Consider the following 19,624-nt stretch of genomic DNA (forward strand, 5'->3'; position numbering starts at 1 on the left):
GGCGTTCCACACCCCGGAGCACTACGCTGGGCCCATGGTGGACCTCGCGAAGATCATGAAGACCCGACAGCGCCCCCAGGGGCCGCTGGTGCTGGAGCTGGACCTGACGGAGGGGGTCGCCGACCAGGCCCCCGGGGATCCGGTCAGCCAGATCATGAACCGGCGCAGGCAGCAGTACCTGGACGTCCTGGAGGGGATCCGCCGCGGCGCGCGCGACCCGCGGGTGGCGGCCCTCCTGGTCCGGGTGGACGCCCGCTCCCTGGGGTTCGCCAAGGTCCAGGAGCTGCGCCACACCGTCGCCGACTTCCGCGCGGCGGGCAAGCCCGCGGTGGCCTGGGCCGACTCCTTCGGCGAGACCGGCGAGGGGAACCTGCCCTACTACCTGGCCTGCGCGTTCTCGCGCGTGTTCATGGCGCCCACCGGCGTGCTCGGCCTGACCGGCCTGATGATGCGCACGACGTTCGTCAAGGGCGCCCTGGACAGGCTGGACGTGTCCTACGAGGTGGGCGCGCGCCACGAGTACAAGAACGCGATGAACAGCGTCACCGAGACCGGTTACACCGCCGCCCAGCGCGAGGCCAGCGACCGGATCGTCACCTCGCTGGGCGACCAGATCGTCGAGGCGGTCTCGCAGGCCCGGGGGCTGCCCCGGGAGGAGGTGCGCGCGCTGGTCTCGCAGGGCCCGTTCCTGGCCCGCGAGGCGGTCGGCAAGAACCTGGTCGACGGGCTCGCCCACCGGGACGAGGTGTACGCGCAGGTGCGGGCCGAGGCCCAGGAGGCACGCGGTAAGCAGGGCGACAGCGGACCGCAACTACAGTTCGTCACCCGCTACCACCGCAAGCACACGCCGCCGCAGCTGTCCCGTGACACCAAGGGCTACATCGCGCTGATCTCGGCCACCGGGACGATCAGCCTGGGCCGGACCCGGCGCTCGCCGCTGGGCGGCGGAACCGTCATGGGTTCGGACACCGTGGCCGCGGCCTTCCGCGCCGCTCGCAAGGACCCCCGGGTCAAGGCGGTCGTGTTCCGGGTGGACAGCCGGGGAGGCTCCCCCACCGCCTCCGACGCGATCCGCCGCGAGAGCGAGCTGACCAGTCAGGCGGGCATCCCCGTGGTGGCCGTGATGGGCGACGTCGCCGCGTCCGGCGGCTACTACGTGACCCTGGGCTCCGACGCGGTCGTCGCGCAGCCGGGCACCCTGACCGGCTCCATCGGCGTGATCACCGGAAAGCCGGTCCTCGGCGCGCTGAAGAAGCAGTACGGCGTGACCAGCGACTCCGTGCGCACCGGCGAGCACGCGGGCATGTTCGACACCGACCGGCCCTTCACCGAGTCGGAGTGGGAGCGGGTCAACGCGCTCCTGGACGAGATCTACGAGGACTTCACCGGCAAGGTCGCCACCGCGCGCAGGATGACCCGAGAGCAGGTGCACGAGGTGGCCCGGGGCCGGGTGTGGACCGGCCGCGACGCCCACGAGCGCGGTCTGGTGGACGAGCTCGGCGGCCTGGAGACGGCCGTTCGACTGGCCCGGGAGAAGGCGGACTCGGGACCGCTCCCGGTGCGGGCCTTCCCCCGGCCGCACCCGCTCGACCGGATCCGCCAGCACGAGTCCAGCGAGGACGTGGCGGCCTCCGGACCGCAGACCGTGGTCAGCGCCTGGGGTCCCCTGGAGCACGTGGCCGTGGCGATGGGGCTGCCCGTCGGCGGCCCGCTGATGATGCCGGGGCTCTGGGAGATCCGTTGACGTACCTGGACGCGATGGCCCTGCTGCCCGTCGGCGTCACGGTGGTGACCGTCGCCGACGGCCGCGACGACGTGGGAGCCACCGTCAGCGCCTTCGGGTCGGTCTCGGCCGACCCGCCCGTGGTGTCGGTCAGCGTCGACGCCAGCGGCTACATGGCCGAGGTGATCGAGGAGGTCGGCGCCTTCGCCGTCAACGTGCTGGGCGGCGACCAGCGGGCCGTGGCCGGGCGCTTCTCCGCCGAGGGCCGTCCCAGCGCGCGCCTGCTGGTGACGGACCAGCCCCACCACCGGGGCGAGCACACCCGCGCGATCGTGCTGGACGAGGCCCTGGCCGCGCTGGAGTGCTCCGTGCGCCAACAGGTGCCGGTCGGCGACCACGTGGTCTTCTTCGCCGACGTCACCAACCTGCCGGGAGTCCGGGGCCGGGGCCCGGCCCTGGCCCGCCGTTCCGGCCGGTACCGGGTCGTCGAATAGGCGGACCCGTGGAGCAGGCGGGAGCAGAGGCCCCGGGGGTGAGCGCGCGCCAGCGGCTCACCCCCGCGGGGCCGGGGCGCGCGACCCTTCCGCCGCCCCGGCCCCCGCGGCCGCCAGGTCCCGACCGCTCAGACCAGCCCCTCCTGCTCCAGCCACTCCTGGGCGACGTCGGCGGCGTTCTCGTTGCCGATGACCACCCGCTCGTTGAGCTGGGTGAGGGCCTCGGTGGTCAGGGCGGCGGAGACGGCGTTCAACGCGCCCCGGGCGGTCTCGTCCACCTGCTCGCTGTTGACCAGCGGGGTGACGTTCTGCGCGCCGAACAGGTTCTCCGGGTCCTCCAGGATCACGAAGTCGTTCGCGGTGATCTGCGGGTCGGTGGTGAACAGGTTGGCCGCCTGGATGTCGCCGTCCAGGAGCGCCTGGGTCAGCAGCGCCACCTCCAGGGAGCGGAACTCGCCGAACTCCACCCCGTAGACGTCGGCCAGGCCCACCACGCCCTGCTGGCGGGTCTCGAACTCCGGCGGGCCGCCCAGGGTCAGCTCCCCCGCGACGCCGGCCAGGTCCTCCAGACCGGTCAGGTCGTGCTCCTCGGCGACCTCGCTCGTGACGGTGATCGAGTCCTTGTTCTCCGCGCTGGAGGAGTCCAGGATCTCCAGGCCCTCGGGCAGCGCCTCGGTGACCCCCTGGTTGGTCTCCTCGCTGCTGCCGGTGGGCGCGTTCTCGTCGAGGTAGGCCAGGATCGCGCCGTTGTACTCGGGGAACACCGACAGGTTGCCGGACTCGATCTGCGAGTAGTAGACCTCGCGGCTACCGATGCCGAGCTGGTAGTCGACCTCCACGCCCTCCGCCTCCATGGCCCGGCCGTAGATCTCGGCGAGCAGGGTGGACTCGGGGAAGTCGGCGGAGCCGATGACGACCGCGTCGCCGGAGCCGCCGGACCCACCGCCGCCCTCCTCCGCGTAGGGGTCGCTGGCGCCACACCCTGTCAGGAGCAGCACGGCCAGGGGCAGGGCGATTCTCTTGTACATGGAACCTTCTCTCTGGAGTGGCCTGGCCCTGTGACCCGGCCCGGCTCTGTGGTGTGGCCCGGCTCCGCGGCGCGGCCCGGCGCGGCCTAACTCTGCGGTGCGGCCTGGCGCGGACCGGGGGCGACGAGGAGCCGCCGGAGTCCGGCGAACAGAAGCGTGGTCAGGACCGCGAGCAGCACCACCAGCACCGATCCGCCGAGCATCATCGTCAGGTCCTGGCGTGCCTGGCCGTCGACGATGTAGCGTCCCAGGCCGCCGACCCCCACATAGGCGGCGATGGTCGCGGTCGCGACCACCTGGACGGCGGCGGTGCGCATCCCGATGAGGATGAGCGGTGTGGCCACGGGCAGTTCGAGGCGCAGCAGCACCTGGTGGCCGCGCATGCCCATCCCGACGGCGGCGTCCCTGAGCCTGGGCTCCACGCCGCGCACACCCTCGTGGGTGTTGACCAGGATCGGGGGCACGGCCAGCGCCACCAGCGCGCACAGCACGGGCACGATCCCGATCCCGGCGGCCAGCACGATGAGGAACAGGACGCCGATGGTGGGCAGGGCGCGGGCGAAGTTGGCGAGGCTGGTGGTGAGGAAGCCGCCCACACCGGTGTGTCCGGTGAGCAGCCCCAGGGGGACCGCGACGACGGAGGACAGCAGCAGCCCGAGCAGCGAGTAGTAGACGTGCTCGCCCAGGCGCGCGGGGATGCCCGCGCCGCCGCTCCACTGGGCGGGGTCAGTGAACCACGCGACCAGGTCGTTGAGGATGTCCATGGCTACCTCTCCCCCGCCGTGTCACCGGTGCCGGTCCCCGGGTCCGCCTGCGACCGGCCCACCGCCGGGGTCCCGGCCAGCGGATACGCGACCGAACCCGGCCCGGCGCCCACCGCCGGATCCGCCGCGACCGCCTCCGCCGTGACAGCCCTGCGCCTGCGGCGCGGTACGGCGCCGTCGCGGCGCGCCCACGGGGTGAGCAGGCGCTGGGCGAGCACGAGCACGGCGTCGGTGACGAACGCCAGCGCCACGGTGAGCACGATGCCGACCACGATGGGCGCGTCGAACTGGCGCCGGAAACCCTCGCTGAGGATGAGCCGGCCGAGTCCGCCCAGACCCACCAGCGAGGCGACGCTGACCATGCTGATGGTGGCCACCGAGGCCACCCGCAGCCCGGCGATGACCACCGGCACGGCCACCGGCATCTCCACGTACAGCAGGCGCCGCAGCGGGCCGAAGCCCATGGCGACGGCGGCCTGGCGGACGTGGTCGGGGACCTGGCGCAGCCCGTCCACCACGTTGGGCAGCAGGATCACCAAGGTGTACAGGGCCAGCGGCACGACGGCCGTCCAGTCGCTGAACCCGGTGTAGGGCAGCATGAGGAAGAACAGGGCGATGGAGGGCACCGCGTAGAGCACGTTCACACCGGTCAGCACCGGCGGGTACAGGGGCTTCCAGCGCGCGCACGCCAGGCCCAGGGGCAGGGCGACCGCCAGTCCGATGAGGATGGACAGATAGGACAGCCGCATGTGCTCGGTCAGGCGGGGCAGGACGCCCCGGTCGGGGTCGCCGGGGTGGCTCCAGTTCGTGACGCCCCAGTCGACGACGCGCACGGCCCAGTCCCACGCCCCGGCGACGGCTCCGGTGTCGGCCCCGGCCGCGACCCCGACATCCCAGGCCCCGGTGACGGCCTCGGCGATCACTCGGTCACCGACCACAGAGCGGCGCCGAGGTCGTCCTGCGAGACCACGCCGACCACCCGCCCGTCGGCGTCGACGCCGACCGCGCGACCCGCGGGCGAGAGCACCGCCGCGTCCAGGGCGGCGCGTAGGGAGTCGGTGCCGACGGCGAAGGTGTGGCCGTAGGGTGCGAGTTCGAGCGAGCCGAGGGCGGTGTCCGCGGGCTCGTCGGCCAGCTTCCGCGCGCTGACCCAGCCCAGGGGCATGCGGTCACCGGTGACGACCAGGGCCCAGGGCTCGCCTCCGAGTGAGGCGGCCGCGACGCCCGCGCGGACGCTGCCCTCCAGGACGGCGTCCTGGCGCGGGGAGAGCCTGTCGGCGGGGAAGAAGGACAGGCGCCGCACACCCCGGTCGTAGCCGACGAAGGACTCCACGAAGGCGTCCTCGGGCGCGGCCAGCAGGTTCTGGGGGGTGTCGTACTGGGCGAGTCTCCCACCGGGGCGGAAGACGGCGATGCGGTCGCCGAGCCGGACGGCCTCGTCGATGTCGTGGGTGACGAAGACGATGGTCTTGTGCAGCTCCTTCTGCAGACGCAGGAGCTCGTCCTGGAGGCTGGCGCGCACGACGGGGTCCACGGCGCTGAAGGGTTCGTCCATCAACAGGATGGGCGGGTCGGCGGCCAGTGCGCGGGCGACGCCGACGCGCTGCTGCTGGCCACCGGAGAGCTGGTGGGGGTAGCGCCTGGCCTGTGCGGGCTCCAGACCGACCAGTTCCATGAGCTCCGCGGCACGCGCCCTGGCCCTGGCCCGGCCCCAGCCGAGCAGCAGGGGCACGGTGGCGATGTTGTCGCGCACGGTGCGGTGCGGGAAGAGCCCGGCCTGCTGGATGACGTAGCCGATGGAGCGGCGCAGCGCGGCGGGGTCGCGCTGGCGCACGTCCTCGCCGTCGATGCGGACGGTGCCCCCGGTCGGTTCGACCATGCGGTTGATCATCCGCAAGGACGTGGTCTTGCCGCTGCCGGAGGGGCCCACGAAGACCGTGGTCTGACCGGTCTCGACGGTGAGGTCCAGCTGGTCGACGGCCACCGTGCCGTCGGGATAGAGCTTGGCGGCGCCCTCGAACGCGATCATCGGCGGTGTCGTCTCCATTCGGGGAACCGGAAGGTCCGGAAGATGAGGTGTGGCGAGGGGCAGGCCGTTCGCACGTTACCCGCGCGCGCGGGGGCCAAACCGTGAGGTGAAGGCCGTGACCGTACCGGGACCGAAGGACACGCGGGCACGCCGAGGGGCCGGGCCCCACGACCCGGCCCCTCGGTGCGCCGCTTCAGTCCTGACGGCCGATCCAGTCGGCGAGCTGGTGCAGGTCGTCCAGGACGGCGTCGGCACGGGCCGCCTCCTCGGCGGCGGCGTGGCGGTAGCCGTAGATGCCCCGGCGCAACAGGACGGTGCGCATCCCGGCGGCGCGGGCGGGGAGGACGTCGTTGTCGACGCGGTCGCCGACGTAGACGATCTCGTCGGGGTCCGCGCCGGGGCTGGTGACCCGGACCAGGGACAGGACACGGTCGAAGAACGCGGGCTCGGGCTTCTTGACGCCCCAGTCGTCGGAGATGCCGATGCCGTCGACGCCCAGGTCCATAGCGGTCAGGGCGGGCCCGGCCTCGGGCGGCTGGTTGCCCGCGATGACCAGGGAGATCCCGGACGCGCGCATGGCCGCGAAGGCGGGGCGCACGTCGGGGTAGAGGTCTCCCGCGCCGAAGTGCTCGCGCTCCCCGTCCGGGTCCTCGGCGCGCCAGCGTGCGCTCTCGGCCGCGAGGTCGAACCCGGGCACGAGCAGGCGGAAGCCGTCGGTGAGGGTGCCGCCGGAGGCGAGCACGCCGCCGATGGTCCCGAAGAAGGCCATGTGCGGGATGCCGAAGCGGTCGGCCCAGCGCGCGAAGATCCGCGTCTCGTCGACGAGTGTCTCGCCGACGTCGAACACCGCAGTACGAATTGCCACGGTCAGGGAGTGTACAAGCCGCCGACGACGGTTCCCGAACAGGGGAGAGGACCGCGGCCCGGGACCGACCGCGGCGCGCACCGCGCGGGCACCGCGCGCTCCCGGCGGCGCGGCCCGCCCGTGGGGCCCGGCCGGGCGGACCAGATCACGGGGGCACGGCCGGGCGAACCCGTCCGCGAAGCCTCAGCTGGGTGGGCGCAGCACCGCGAAGGCGTCGGTGATCTGGAGGCTGCGGTCGCGGAACCGGAAGAGCGCGGCGGGCCTGCCCCCGGAGCGGCCCGAGGGCACCGAGCGGCCGGTCTCCTCGATCTGCCCGCGGCGCAGCAGGACGCGGCGCAGGTTGGTGGCGGCCACGTCGTGACCCAGCGCGGCCCGGTAGTAGCCGGACAGCTCCGACATCGTGAACTCCGGCGGCGCGAGGGCGAACCCGACGTTGGTGTAGCTGAGCTTGGCGCGCAGCCGCTGGCGCCCGGAGCGGACGATGGAGGCGTGGTCGAAGGCCATGGGCGGCAGGTCGGCGGCCGGGTGCCAGCCGGTGTCGCCGGGCACGACCGGGTCGACGTCGGCGGGGACCAGCCCCACGTAGGCGGTGGCCAGGGTGCGGCGCCGGGGAACACGGTCGGGGTCGCTGCGGGTCTCCAGCTGCTCCAGGTGTGACAGATCCCTCACGTCGACCTTCTGGGCGAGCTGGCGCCGGATGGAGGCGCCCAGGTTCTCCCCTCTGCCGAGCCTGCCGCCGGGCAGCGCCCAGGCGCCCTCGCAGGGCGGCAGGGCCCTGCGCCACAGCAGGACGCACAGTTCTTCGGCGCGGATCTGGAGCACGACCGCGAGCGCCTCGTGCACCGACAGCTCCGCGTGGTCGGACGCGGAGCAGACGGACGCCGCGACCTGTCCGTTTTCCTGAGGGATGTCCACTCTGTCCCTTCCGTTACCCGTCATGTTAAGCTTCATCAGGTTTGTGCCTGACAGACAAAAACCTGTTTTCATCCGCACCGACCCTCCCCGGCGCGGCGCCCGCACGGCGTTGCCCACAGCCTCAAGGAAGTAATTGGACATGGCACCGGTCACCGCCACGGCGGACACCATGACCAGGCAGGAATGGGCCGCTGAGGTCCACCGCCTGGCGAAGGAACGCGACGCTGTCATCCTCGCGCACAACTACCAGCGCCCGGAAATCCAGGACGTCGCCCACCACACCGGCGACTCCCTGGCGTTGTCCCGCCTAGCCGCTGGTGTCGACGCGAGCACCATCGTCTTCTGCGGTGTGCACTTCATGGCCGAGACCGCCAAGATCCTCGCCCCGGAGAAGACCGTCCTGCTGCCCGACCCCAACGCCGGGTGCTCGCTGGCCGACACCATCACCGCCGAGGACGTGCGCGCCTGGAAGGCCGAGCACCCCGGCGCGGTCGTGGTCGCCTACGTCAACACCACCGCCGCGGTCAAGGCCGAGACCGACATCTGCTGCACCTCCTCCAACGCCGCGGACGTCATCCGCTCCATCCCCGAGGACCGCGAGATCCTCTTCCTGCCGGACCAGTTCCTGGGCGCCCACGTCAAGCGGGTCACCGGCCGCGAGAACATCCACGTGTGGATGGGCGAGTGCCACGTGCACGCCGGGATCGACGGGCACACCCTGCGCGAGCGGGTCGCCGCCGAGCCCGACGCCGAGGTCTACGTCCACCCCGAGTGCGGCTGCGCCACCTCCGCCCTCTACCTCGTGGGCAGCGGCGCCGTCCCGCAGGAGCGCGTCAAGGTCCTCTCCACCGGCGGGATGCTCACCGCCGCGGAGAACACCAGCGCCAAGAAGGTCCTCATCGCGACCGAGACCGGCATGCTGCACCAGCTGCGCAACGCCAACCCGAGCACGGAGTTCGAGGCGGTCAACTCGCGCGCCGAGTGCCACTACATGAAGATGATCGACGCTGACAAACTGCTCAACGCGCTGCGGTTCGGCACGACCGAGATCACGGTCGACGCCGACACCTCCGCGCGCGCCCGCCGCTCCGTCGAGCGGATGATCGCCATCGGATCGCCGTCACGCGGCGGAGAGTAGTCGATCCGCGACCGTCAGGTCCCGCATCCGACCCTGAGGTTACAGAAGTCTTACCTTCACGACACAGGTAGACGATTCACCCACGCGTCGCCGCTCCCCTCGCTACCGTCACGGGAAACGGGGGGTTGGAAAAGTGACCAGAGGTAGCGAACCAGGCGAACCGTCGACGGTCGAGGCGCTCTACGACGCCTTCGCGCCGTCCCTGTACCGGTACGCCTGGTCGCTGTTGGGTGAGGACACCGGGCAGGTGGCCGAGGCCGTGCACGACGGCCTGGTCGCCGGTGTCGTCCTCGACTCGCGGCGCGCGGACCCGGCCGACCTCGGCTCCTGGCTGTACGCCCTGGTCCGCTCGGCCTGCCATCGCCGCGGCCTGGCCCACGTGAGCCCCTACACCCGGCTGGCCACGGTGCCCGCGGAGGAGCCGGCGGCCCGCATGTTCACCCGGCTGCCCGCCAGCCACCGCGAACTGGTGGAGCTGAACCTGCGGCACGCGCTGCCCACCTCCGCGGTCGCGCGCGTCCTGGGCCTGGACCCCCAGATCTGCGGCGAACTGACCCGATCGGCGATCCGCCGCGCCGCGGAGAACCTGGACGGACACCGCGTCCCCGCCTCCCGGGCGCCCCAGGAGGCGGGAGCACCGGACGGCGCCGGGGACACCGGCGGCCCGGGCAGCGCCGCCTGGCGCGCCCAGGTGCACGACGTCTCCCAGGCACTGGCCCTGCTGCGCCCGCCCGGACCGCCGCCCGACCTGCGCGAGGCGGTGGTGCGCACCTGCACGGATCCCGGCCTCGGCGCCGTCCGCGAGCGCGTCGCCGCGCAGATGCACCCCCTCACCGGCGAGGGGTACCCGACGCACCGCTCCCGCGCCGCCAGGGCGGTCGAGGAGGAGGCCGAGGCGGCCGAGCCCGGTCCCGAGGCACCGCTCCGCGCCCTTCCCGGCGACCGGTTGACCACGCGCGACCACCCGGTGCGCGAGGAGGCGATCACCCCACTGGCCGGACCCGGTGGCGGCCCCGGCTCCCGTACCGGTGCCGCCACCGAACCCGACTCCGCTGACGATCCCGACGACAGGGAGCGCCCCGCCCGCCGCCGCTGGCCGCTGCCCGCCGTCTCCGGTCTGGCCACCGTGGTGCTGGCGGTCGCGCTGTGGGCGTGGGCCAGCGCCGTGGGCGGACCCTCGACGATGATCGGCGCCGGACCCGACGAGGCCGAGCGCGGCCCGCTGGTCCCGGGGGTGGAGACCGACGCGACCAGCGCGGACACCAAACCGGAGGTCGGACCGACCGCGGAGGCCCCGGCCGCGTCGACGGAGCCGACCGAACCGGAGACCGCCACGGAGCCGCAGCAGGAGAACGGCGGCGGCAGCGGACACGAGGCCCCCGCCCCAGCTCCGGAGCGGACCACGCCCGCGCCGCCCACGGGGGAGGCGATCCCGCCGTCCGGGAACGGGGAGTCCGACGGCGGTTCGGACGAGCCCGAGGGGGACGGGCCCGGAGACGACGACGCCCCCGGCGACCCGCCCGAGGAGGGCGGGGACGGCGACGGGGGCGGCAGAGGTCTGCTCGACGGGCTGTTGGGGCTGTTCTTCGGCGGTGGCTGACGCCGGTCCCCCGTCGAGGCGGGGGGAGGAGGCGGGTCAGAAGGGGGCGAGCAGGCGCTCGGCCGCGGCCTGTAGCCGCCGCTCCACCTCGTCCACGTCGCGGCGGCCCTTGAGGACCTCCACCAGCTCGAAGATCCACACGCTGGTCAGCGCGCCCACCAGGACGTAGCCGGTGCTGTCGCGGTCCACCTCGGTGCCGTCCTCCTCACTGGCGCCCTCCAGGTTGCCGGTGGCCACCCGCCACACCAGGTCGGAGATGCGCACGTCGAGCTCGATCTTGACCTCGGCCATGATGAGCGAGCGCACCAGCGCGTCGGCCAGCTCGGGCTCGCGCATCAGCCCGCGCGTGGCCCTCAGCAGGACGTCGACCGCGCGTTCGGCGGGGGTGTCGGCGGTGGGCGGGCGGCGGACGATACCGCCCTCCAACAGGTCCAGCTCCTCGGTGACCACGGCCACGACCAGGTCCATCTTCGAGGGGAAGTACCGGTAGAGCGTGCCGAGGGCGACCCCGGCGCGCTCGGCCACCGAACGCATCTGCATGGCCTCGACACCACCACGCACGGCCAGCGCGGCCGCCGTCTGCACGATGCGCTTGCGGCGCTGGGTCTGACTTCGTGACATCGTTCCGCTCGCCGCCTGCACCGCCACAGGATCTTCCCTTCGTCGTCAGCCCGCGCGCTGCCCGCTCGCCGCGGCGCTGATGCCCGTCGCCGACGCCCACCCAGAGGCGGCGGCTGTTACGAGAACACGTTATCCAACGGATTCCCCCCGAAGCGGCACTCCAAGCCCATGATCCTCACCTCATCGCCCGACGTAGTAGTAGCAATACGAAAAGGGGACCGGGGTTTTCGGATCGCCTGACAGGCTTTGTAGAATTTGTTCTCATTTGTGTACCGCACATGAACACCGCCCCTCCCCGACCGTCCGGACACCCGCCCCCCGCACTCCGCCCCGCCACTCGTCCCGCGCCACAGCCCGGGCGCCCGTTCCTCCCCGGAGCCGACCGCCTGGAGTGCCTGCCCTCGCACGAGACGCGCTTCCTCGGACTCACCGCACGCGCGCGAACACGGCCTCGCCCGCCGCGCCGGACGCGACGACGTGCCCCTCTGGAGCGCCACCGCGGGGCGCCCGACATAGGATCCCTTACCAACCGGCCCGACGCCGACCCGAACACAACTGCCGAGTAACATAGGCACGCGCGCGCCTGCCACCGGCCGACAGCATCCGCGCCCACGGCGACCGGGCCCGCGACCCAACGAAGAGGTGGACTCTTGACCCAGTCGGGCACCACACCGAGCCCACGGCCCCGTGCCGAGCGCCCCCTGCGCGTCGCCCTGCTGTCCTACCGCAGCAAGCAGCACGTCGGCGGACAGGGCGTGTACGTCCGCCACCTGTCGCGTGAGCTGGCCGCCCTGGGCCACGAGGTCACCGTCCTCTCCGGCCAGCCCTACCCCGTCCTGGACGAGGGCGTGACCCTGGAGAAGGTCCCCTCCTTGGACCTGTACAACGACGCCCACCCCTTCAAGGCCCCGCCCGTGCGCGAGTGGCGCGACTGGATCGACGTCCTCGAGGTCGCCACCATGTGGACCGCCGGGTTCCCCGAGCCCCTCACCTTCTCCCTGCGCGCCAACCGCGAGCTGCGCCGCCGCCTGGACGACTTCGACGTCGTCCACGACAACCAGACGCTGGGCTGGGGACTGCTCGGCATCAGGTCCGCCGGGCTGCCGCTGGTCACCACCATCCACCACCCCATCAGCGTGGACCGCAGGATCGAACTGGCCGAGGCCCGGGGTCTACAGAAGCTCACCAAGCGCCGCTGGTACGGGTTCGTGGGCATGCAGGCCAGGGTCGCCCGCAGGCTCGACCCGATCCTGGTGCCCTCCCAGTCCTCCGCCGACGACATCGCCCGCGAGTTCGGCGTCGACCCCGCCGCCATGGAGGTCACCCCGCTGGGCGTGGACACCCGCCACTTCCACCCGCGCCCCGAGCTGAAGCGCGTACCGGGGCGCATCGTGTGCACCGCCAGCGCCGACAGCCCCCTCAAGGGCGTGGCGGTCCTGCTGCGCGCCGCGGCCAAGCTCACCACCGAACGCGACATCACCCTGACCGTCGTCAGCAGACCCAAACCCGGCGGCCCCACCGACCAGCTGGTGGACGAGCTGAGCCTGCGCGACCGCGTCGAGTTCGTCAGCGGCATCGACGACACCGCCCTGGCCGAACTCGTCGCCAGCGCGCAGGTCGCGGTCGTCCCGTCCTTCTACGAGGGGTTCTCCCTGCCCGCGGTGGAGGCCATGGCCTGCGCCACCCCGCTGGTGGCCAGCCACGCCGGGGCCCTGCCCGAGGTCGTGGGTACCGACGGGGACGCCGGGCGCCTGGTACCCCCGGGCGACCCCGAGGTTCTCGCCGACGCGCTCGCCGCCCTGCTCGACGACGACGCCGAACGCGAGCGCATGGGCGCCGCCGCCTGGCGCCGGGTCCAGGAGCGCTTCACCTGGAGTGCCGTCGCCGAGCTGACCGCGCGCCGCTACGCCTCCACCATCGACGCCGTGAGGGGGGACCGCCCCGCCGACGGAGACACGCGCCCCGCGCCCGAGCCGGCTGAGCCCACGCCCGCGCCGGCATCCGAGCGGGCCCGCGCGAACGGCGCCTGACCCGCCGGAGCCGCGCGCCGCCCCGGCGGGCCGCACGGCGACCCACCTCCCCGCGTCCGCGGCCGCGGGGCCCGAAACCCAGATCCCCGAGCCAGATCCCCAGGGAGCCTCCACTGATCACCGTCGACTTCAACCTGTTCCCCGTCGGCCCGGGCGACCACGTGCTCGACCTGGGCTGCGGCGGCGGCCGCCACGCCTTCGAGGTCTACCGACGCGGCGCCGACATCGTGGCCTTCGACCAGAACGTCGCCGACCTCGCCGAGGTCGAGACCATGTTCGCCGCGATGCGCCACGAGGGCGAGGCTCCCGAGGAGGCCAGGGCCGAGACCGTCAAGGGCGACGCCCTGGACATGCCCTTCGACGACGCCAGCTTCGACCGGGTGGTCGCGGCCGAGATCTTCGAGCACGTCCCGCACGACACCGCCGCGATGGCGGAGCTGTTCCGGGTGCTGCGACCCGGCGGCATCGCCGCGGTGACCGTGCCGAGCTTCCTGCCCGAGCGCCTGTGCTGGGCCCTGTCGGAGGAGTACCACACCAACGAGGGCGGGCACATCCGCATCTACACGCGCGCCGAACTGGAGGCCAAGCTCAAGGCCACCGGCTTCGAGATCGGCCCGCACCACCACGCGCACGCCCTGCACGCGCCCTACTGGTGGATCAAGTGCGCGGTGGGCACCGACCGGGACGACCACCCGCTCGCCAAGGCCTACCACGACATGCTGGTGTGGGACATGCTCAAGGCACCCGCGGTGACCCGCGTGGCCGAGCGCCTGCTCAACCCGGTCATCGGCAAGAGCGTGGTCGTGTACGTGCGCAAACCGCACGCCGCCTGATGTCCGTCGCCCCCGCGCCCGCTGAGCCCACGGCCGGAACGCCGCCGCGCGCCGCCGCCCTCAGCCTGCCCGGCGTGCTCGACGCCGAACAGCTGCACAGCTCGGCCTCCTACCTCGTGCGCTGCCAGGAGGACAGCGGGGCCATCCCGTGGTTCCCCGGCGGGCACACCGACGTGTGGGACCACGTGGAGTGCGCCATGGCCCTGACCGTGACCGGCCTCGGCTCGCCCGGACACGCCGAAGCGGCCCGGCGCGCCTACCTGTGGCTGGCCGACAGCCGCGCGCCCGAGGGCGGGTGGCCCGCCAAGTTCCGCCAGGGCGTCCCGGTGACGCGGCTGCGCGAGGCCAACCACGCCGCCTACCCGGCGGTGGGCCTGCTCCACAACCTGCTCGTCACCGGGGACACCGCGTTCGCCGAGCGGATGTGGCCGGTGGTCGAGGAGGGCCTGGAGTTCGTCCTGGCGCTGCGCGGCGAGCACGGGGAGATCCTGTGGGCCCGCTCGGAGAACGGCGCCCCCGGCGACCACGCGCTGCTGACGGTGTGCGCGAGCGTGCACCACGCGCTGCGCTGCGGCGCCGCCCTGGCCGCACGCCTAGGCCGCTCCCGCCCCGCGTGGACGGCCGCCGCCGACCGTCTCGCGGTGCTCATCAACGAGCACGAGGACCTGTTCGCGGACCGCGGCCGCTTCTCCATGGACTGGTTCTACCCCGTCCTGGGCGGCGCCGTGCGCGGCACCGCCGCCAAGGAACGGATCGCCGAGCGCTGGGACCGCTTCGTGGTGCCCGGGCTGGGCGTGCGCTGCGTGAGCGACCAGCCGTGGGTGACCGCGGCGGAGTCCTCCGAACTGGTGCTGGCCCTGGCCGCCGTCGGCGACGTGGACGCGGGTGTGCGCCTCCTACGGGACGTGCAGCACCTGCGCGACTCCGACGACGGCGTGTACTGGACGGGCTACCAGTTCGCCGAGCAGGTGCGCTGGCCAGTGGAACGCAGCACGTGGACGTCGGCCGCCGTGATCCTGGCGGTGGACGCGCTCACCGGGACCACACCGGGCTCACGGGTCTTCCTGCACACCTGGGACGGGGACCCCGCCGACTAGGGCGGACTCGACGGAACGCGGGAAACCCGACACACGGGAGGGCCCGGCGGTGCGTACCGCCGGACCCTCCTCGTTCTCACCGGCTCCGGTCACCACCGGATCCGGTCGTCACCAGAGGTCGTCGCGTCTGGCTGGCGGGCTCTCACCGCCGCCACCACCGCCGCCGCCTTCCTCTCCACCGCCACCCTCACCGGGACCCGGCTCGGTCCCGGGACCGGGGAACTCCGGCCACTCCGGCTCGGTGGGCGTCTCCGGCTCGATGGGCGCCTCGGGCGTGGTGGGCGCCTCCGGCTCGGTGGGCGTCTCCGGCTCCACGGGCGCCTCCGGCTGCTGCGGCTGCTCGGGCTGCTCGGTGGACACGTCCGGGGCCCAGTTCTCGGCGGTGCCGCTGAAGGCCGGACTCGGGAACGAGCCGGGCTCGTAGCCCTCCATCGCGGTGCTCATGTACCGGTTCCACAGCGACGCGGGGAGCGTACCGCCCGAGAGAGAGCCGTATCCCGGGATGCTGAAGCTCTCGTTGTTGCCGCTGTAGATCCCCACCGCCGTGGACAGCTGCGGGGTGTAGCCGACGAACCAGGCGGCGACGCTGCCGTCGGTGGTACCGGTCTTTCCCGCGGTGGGGTGGCCCGGCAGCCGCGCCGCGGTACCGGTACCGCCGTTGACCACCTGCTGGAGGGCGTAGGTGACGTCGGCCGCGGTCTCCTCCTCCAGAGCCCTGTTGCTCTCCACCTCCGGGCGCACGTTCTCGCCCTCGGAGTCGACGATCTCCCGGACCACGTGCGTCTCGACGTGCACGCCGCCGTTGGCGAAGGTGGCGTACCCGCTGGCCTGGTCGACCGTGCGGGCGCTGGAGGCGCCCAGCGGCATGACCGGCACCAGCTGGCTGTCGGGGACGCTCCCCTCGGGCCACCCCGCGGCGTAGACGGTGTCGCGGACGCTCTCGAAACCGACCTCCTGGGCCAGCTCGATGAAGCCGAGGTTGTTGGAGACCTGGGTGGCCTGGGTGAGCGTCATGACGCCGCCCGGCGAGTTGCCCGCGTTCTGGATGCGCGAGCCCGCGATGGTGCGCGGCCCGCGCCCGTCCACCGTGGAGTTGAGGCTGTAGCCCTGCTCCAGGGCGGTGGCGAGCACGTAGGGCTTGAAGGCCGAACCGGTCTGCGCCGCGCCGAGGAAGGAGCTGTCGTACTGGTTCTCCCAGTAGTCGTGGCCGCCGTAGAAGGCCAGGACCTCGCCCGTCTCCGGGTCGATGGTGGTCAGGCCGACGTTGACGCCCTCGGGCCGGTCCTCGGGCGGGACCATCTCCTCCACCGCGGCGTAGGCGGCGTCCATCATGTCCTGGTCGAACGTGGTGACGATCCTGTAGCCCTGGCGGTTGATCTGGTCCTCGGTGAAGCCGAGCCGCTCCAGCTCGTTCATGGCCTCCTGGAGCATGTAGCCCTTGTAACCGCTCAGGTCCGTGCCCTCAGTGGGCCGTTCGGGCTCGGGCGCCGGGAACTCCATCTCGTCGGCCTCGGCCTGGGTGATGGCGCCCGTGGTGACCATTCCGTTGACGACGTACTCCCAGCGCCGCTCCATCTCGGGGGTGGTCTCCACATCGGCCTCACCGAAGGGGGTGGGCTGCTGGATGGCGGCGGCCAGGAAGGCGGCCTCGGCGGGCTCCAGCTCCTGGACGTCCTTGTGGTAGTACGCCTGCGAGGCGGCCTGGACTCCGTAGGCGTTGCGACCGAAGTAGATGGTGTTGAGGTACTGCTCCATCACCCACTCCTTCGTCTCGCTCCGGTCGACCTTGAGGGCGATGATGATCTCCCGCACCTTGCGGGTGATGGACACGTCCCGGGTGATGCCCTCGTAGTAGTTGCGGACCATCTGCTGGGTGATGGTGGAGCCGCCCTGGACCTGCTGTCCGGTGACGGTGGACCAGACCCCGCGCGCGGTGCCGCTCACGGACACGCCGGGCTCGGTCCAGAAACCGCGGTCCTCCGCGGAGACGACCGCCTCGACGACGTGTTCACCGCCCGCGGTCATCTCGTCGTAGGACAGGATCTCCCGGTGGGTGCCCCGGTAGGCGAACTCGGTCTCGCCGTCGGCGAAGTAGAAGGTCGAACCCTCCTCCAGGACGTCGGCCTTGGCCGCGTCCGGGACCTCGACGGTGGTGTAGAAGAAGGCGAAGACACCGCACCCGGCGATGAGGAACACGCCGGTGACGATGAGGAAGACCCGGAGGATCCTCCACCAGAGGGGCTTCTTGGCCTTCTGGCCCGCGCCTTTCCTCTTCCCGCCCCGCGCCTTGGGGTCGCCCGGGCCCTTGGGTCCGCCGGGCCCGGTGCCGCCGGGACCGGCCGGTCCCTTGGGGCCACCAGGGCCGGTGGGACCACTGGGGCCACCGGAGTTACTGGAGCTGGTGGTGTCACCGGGGCTGCTGGGACCGGATGCGGAACCGTGGCCGGAGCCGGTGGAACCGCTGGCGTCAGAACCGGGTCCGGTGGGGCCGCCGTGTGCCCCGGAGTACGCGGCAGCGGCGGCCGCTGCCCCGGCCGCGGTGGAACCGGGGCGGGCACCCCGGTCCTGCGCGTCGGAGGGCGACTCGGACACGTAGGACGAGAGGCGGCGCGGTTCGGGCCACAGGGACGCCGTCTCGGCCGCGGAGGACTCGTCGATCCTCTGCTCCCCGTCGTGGTCCGGGGCGACGGCGTCCGGCCCGGCGGGCACAGCGGACGTGGCCGACGCGGCGGACGCCGCGGACTCGGCGGGCTCGTCGCGCCCGGTGGACCCGTCCTCGAAGTCCTGGACGTCGGTCACGGTTCCGGCCACGGGACTCTTGGGGACTCCCGTGTCCTCCTGCCCGCGCGGACTCCAGAGGTCCGTCCTGTCCTCCGCGGTACCGGCGTTCTCCGAGGCGTCGTCGGGCGTCTCCACGGCCGAGGCGGCAGCGCGGACGGAGTCGAGCGAGATGGGCTCGGTCTGGTCGGACACCGGCGTTGGGGGCTCGCCGGTACCGGCCGTACCGTCCTGGTCGACGGACGTGTCCTCGGCTGCGAAGGACCGATCGGTCTGGGAGAACTGACCGTCCCCACGGACACCGTCCTGGCGCGTGTCCGACTCCTCCGTGCCCGTGCTGCCGGCTGAGGCGGGGGAGCCAGCTTCCGGAGAGGCGTCAGTGGCATCGGTGCCGTACGTGCCGGTGGGAACGCCGGAGGTCTCCTCCACGGCGTCGTCGCTCGTGTCATCGGAACCGAAGCCCTGTTCCGCGAGGTTGCGGGCGACCTTGTCGCGGAGGAAGGTACCGCTGGTCTTGAAGGTGACCGGGCTGATGAACTCCGGCTCGGGCTGTTCTCCTACGCCTTCTTCTCCTCCAGGAGCGTCATGAGTGGATTGGTTTCCCTCGGTGGTGGGTATTCCACCCTCGGGAGTGTGCTTGTCGGACAGCTCTTCGGCAGAGGTGTTCCTGGTGTCCGGCGTGTCCTTCCCGGGACGCTGTCCATCCGCCCCGCTTTCGCCGTGTGTGCTCTCGCTCAGTTCCCCGCCCCCATGGCAAATCACGTCCGGCACCGTGCCGTCCTCATGTTTGACGCGCAAGTGCCCCGGATCGTTCAGTTCGAGTCAGGACCGAAGCGGTAATTCGGGGAATAACGCCGCCATCGCTCAGCCCTCCAGGCCACGATACCCGCCCGTAACCATGTCAAGTCCGAGCAGGTAAGCGTACTGTCACTTCTTACCCAAGGGTTGCCCTTGGCAGCTGTGTATCGGGAAGACTGTTAGCCCGCTCACTTCCCCTCGGTGCGTTCGAGCACGCGCAGGGATCCCACCACACGCATCTCCTTGAACTCCCCCGAGTCGAGGGCCTTCCGGTAGATGTTGTAGGGCGGTCGGCCGCCGTCCTCGGGGTTGGGGAACACGTCGTGGATGACGAGGGCTCCGCCGGGGGCGACGTGGGGGCTCCAGCCAGCGTAGTCGTTCTGGGCGGCCTCCTCGCTGTGACCGCCGTCGATGAAGACCATGCCGAGCGGGGTGCCCCAGACAGCGGCGACATCGGTGGACCGGCCGACGAGCGCGATGATCTCGTCGTCCAGACCCGCTCCGGTGATCGTGCGCCGGAAGTGCGGAAGGGTGTCGAACTTACCGGTCGCCTCGTCCACCAGGGACGCGTCGTGGTACTCCCAGCCCTCCTGGTGCTCCTCCGATCCCCGGTGGTGGTCGACCGTGAGGACCTTGGCGCCGGTGACGCGGGCGGCCGCGCCGAGGAAGATCGTGGACTTGCCGCAGTAGGTGCCGATCTCCACGATCGGCCCGACCCGGGCGTAGTCGACAGCGGCCTCGAAGAGGGCGGCGCCCTCGTCCGTGGGCATGAAGCCCTTCGCCGCCTCCGCGGCGGCCAGGAGCTCGGCGGGGATTGTCTTCGTCATGCGGGAATTGTCCCACCGGCGGAAACAGAAACGGACAGCGGCCTGCGTGGGCGGAACGGCCACGCCCCCGAGGAGTGGAGCGCG

General features: G+C 72.4%; 16 protein-coding genes. 7 read left to right on the forward strand and 9 right to left on the reverse strand.

Annotated elements, in window-relative coordinates; all coding sequences use genetic code 11:
* The first annotated feature begins 34 nt into the window (after nucleotides 1–34).
* Nucleotides 35–1,744 (forward strand): signal peptide peptidase SppA, encoded by a 1,710-nt coding sequence (gene sppA / locus ACSIH6_RS00960; protein ID WP_435105546.1) that lies wholly within the window; start codon nucleotides 35–37, stop codon nucleotides 1,742–1,744.
* 14 nt (nucleotides 1,745–1,758) lie between these two features.
* Nucleotides 1,759–2,217, forward strand: coding sequence for a flavin reductase family protein (locus ACSIH6_RS00965; protein ID WP_435105593.1), 459 nt, complete (start codon nucleotides 1,759–1,761; stop codon nucleotides 2,215–2,217).
* A 128-nt stretch (nucleotides 2,218–2,345) separates the two neighbouring features.
* Here ACSIH6_RS00965 and ACSIH6_RS00970 read toward each other — a convergent pair whose 3' ends face one another.
* From ACSIH6_RS00970 to ACSIH6_RS00995, 6 genes are all read right to left on the reverse strand, one after another.
* Nucleotides 2,346–3,245 carry an ABC transporter substrate-binding protein gene (locus tag ACSIH6_RS00970; RefSeq protein WP_435105548.1) on the reverse strand — a complete coding sequence of 300 codons (900 nt, stop codon included), beginning with the start codon at nucleotides 3,243–3,245 and terminating at the stop codon, nucleotides 2,346–2,348.
* A gap of 86 nt (nucleotides 3,246–3,331) precedes the next feature.
* Nucleotides 3,332–4,009: an ABC transporter permease gene (locus ACSIH6_RS00975; protein WP_435105550.1), complete on the reverse strand. Its 678-nt coding sequence runs from the start codon at nucleotides 4,007–4,009 to the stop codon at nucleotides 3,332–3,334.
* Nucleotides 4,010–4,011: 2 nt separating this feature from the next.
* On the reverse strand, nucleotides 4,012–4,932 hold the full coding sequence (locus ACSIH6_RS00980) for an ABC transporter permease (protein WP_435105552.1): 921 nt from the start codon (nucleotides 4,930–4,932) through the stop codon (nucleotides 4,012–4,014).
* Nucleotides 4,929–6,038 (reverse strand): ABC transporter ATP-binding protein, encoded by a 1,110-nt coding sequence (locus ACSIH6_RS00985; protein ID WP_435105595.1) that lies wholly within the window; start codon nucleotides 6,036–6,038, stop codon nucleotides 4,929–4,931. Before ACSIH6_RS00985 ends, ACSIH6_RS00980 begins: the two co-directional genes overlap by 4 nt.
* 193 nt (nucleotides 6,039–6,231) lie before the next feature.
* The gene (locus ACSIH6_RS00990; protein WP_435105554.1) at nucleotides 6,232–6,903 is read right to left on the reverse strand and encodes an HAD family hydrolase; all 672 of its coding nucleotides are present in this window, start codon (nucleotides 6,901–6,903) and stop codon (nucleotides 6,232–6,234) included.
* Nucleotides 6,904–7,086: 183 nt separating this feature from the next.
* Entirely contained in the window at nucleotides 7,087–7,818 is a 732-nt protein-coding gene (locus tag ACSIH6_RS00995; RefSeq protein WP_435105556.1) for an NUDIX hydrolase, read from the reverse strand.
* Nucleotides 7,819–7,957: 139 nt separating this feature from the next.
* On the opposite strand from ACSIH6_RS00995, the gene nadA reads away from it, so the two are divergent.
* Both nadA and ACSIH6_RS01005 read left to right on the forward strand, forming a co-directional pair.
* Nucleotides 7,958–8,956, forward strand: coding sequence for a quinolinate synthase NadA (gene nadA / locus ACSIH6_RS01000; protein ID WP_061083553.1), 999 nt, complete (start codon nucleotides 7,958–7,960; stop codon nucleotides 8,954–8,956).
* A gap of 133 nt (nucleotides 8,957–9,089) precedes the next feature.
* A complete protein-coding gene (locus ACSIH6_RS01005; protein ID WP_435105559.1) occupies nucleotides 9,090–10,556 on the forward strand; it encodes an RNA polymerase sigma factor in 1,467 nt (488 codons plus the stop codon).
* Between the two features lie 36 nt (nucleotides 10,557–10,592).
* On the opposite strand, the gene ACSIH6_RS01010 is transcribed toward ACSIH6_RS01005, so the two are convergent.
* Complete coding sequence (locus ACSIH6_RS01010) at nucleotides 10,593–11,204, reverse strand: TetR family transcriptional regulator (protein WP_435105562.1); 612 nt, start codon at nucleotides 11,202–11,204, stop codon at nucleotides 10,593–10,595.
* 623 nt (nucleotides 11,205–11,827) lie between these two features.
* Between ACSIH6_RS01010 and ACSIH6_RS01015 the strand changes: the two genes are divergently transcribed.
* The 3 genes from ACSIH6_RS01015 (at nucleotide 11,828) to ACSIH6_RS01025 (ending at nucleotide 15,137) form a co-directional block, all read left to right on the forward strand.
* On the forward strand, nucleotides 11,828–13,207 hold the full coding sequence (locus tag ACSIH6_RS01015; RefSeq protein ID WP_435105564.1) for a glycosyltransferase family 4 protein: 1,380 nt from the start codon (nucleotides 11,828–11,830) through the stop codon (nucleotides 13,205–13,207).
* A gap of 161 nt (nucleotides 13,208–13,368) precedes the next feature.
* On the forward strand, nucleotides 13,369–14,040 hold the full coding sequence (locus ACSIH6_RS01020) for a class I SAM-dependent methyltransferase (RefSeq protein ID WP_435105567.1): 672 nt from the start codon (nucleotides 13,369–13,371) through the stop codon (nucleotides 14,038–14,040).
* Nucleotides 14,040–15,137: a prenyltransferase gene (locus tag ACSIH6_RS01025; protein WP_435105570.1), complete on the forward strand. Its 1,098-nt coding sequence runs from the start codon at nucleotides 14,040–14,042 to the stop codon at nucleotides 15,135–15,137. The genes ACSIH6_RS01020 and ACSIH6_RS01025 overlap by 1 nt, the downstream gene beginning before the upstream one ends.
* A 108-nt stretch (nucleotides 15,138–15,245) precedes the next feature.
* On the opposite strand, the gene ACSIH6_RS01030 is transcribed toward ACSIH6_RS01025, so the two are convergent.
* Complete coding sequence (locus tag ACSIH6_RS01030; protein ID WP_435105572.1) at nucleotides 15,246–18,686, reverse strand: transglycosylase domain-containing protein; 3,441 nt, start codon at nucleotides 18,684–18,686, stop codon at nucleotides 15,246–15,248.
* 215 nt (nucleotides 18,687–18,901) lie between these two features.
* Nucleotides 18,902–19,540, reverse strand: coding sequence for a class I SAM-dependent methyltransferase (locus tag ACSIH6_RS01035; RefSeq protein WP_435105574.1), 639 nt, complete (start codon nucleotides 19,538–19,540; stop codon nucleotides 18,902–18,904).
* Nucleotides 19,541–19,624 lie beyond the last annotated feature (84 nt).

The organism is Nocardiopsis synnemataformans, assembly GCF_965343085.1.
GTDB classification, from domain to species: Bacteria; Actinomycetota; Actinomycetes; order Streptosporangiales; family Streptosporangiaceae; genus Nocardiopsis; species Nocardiopsis alborubida.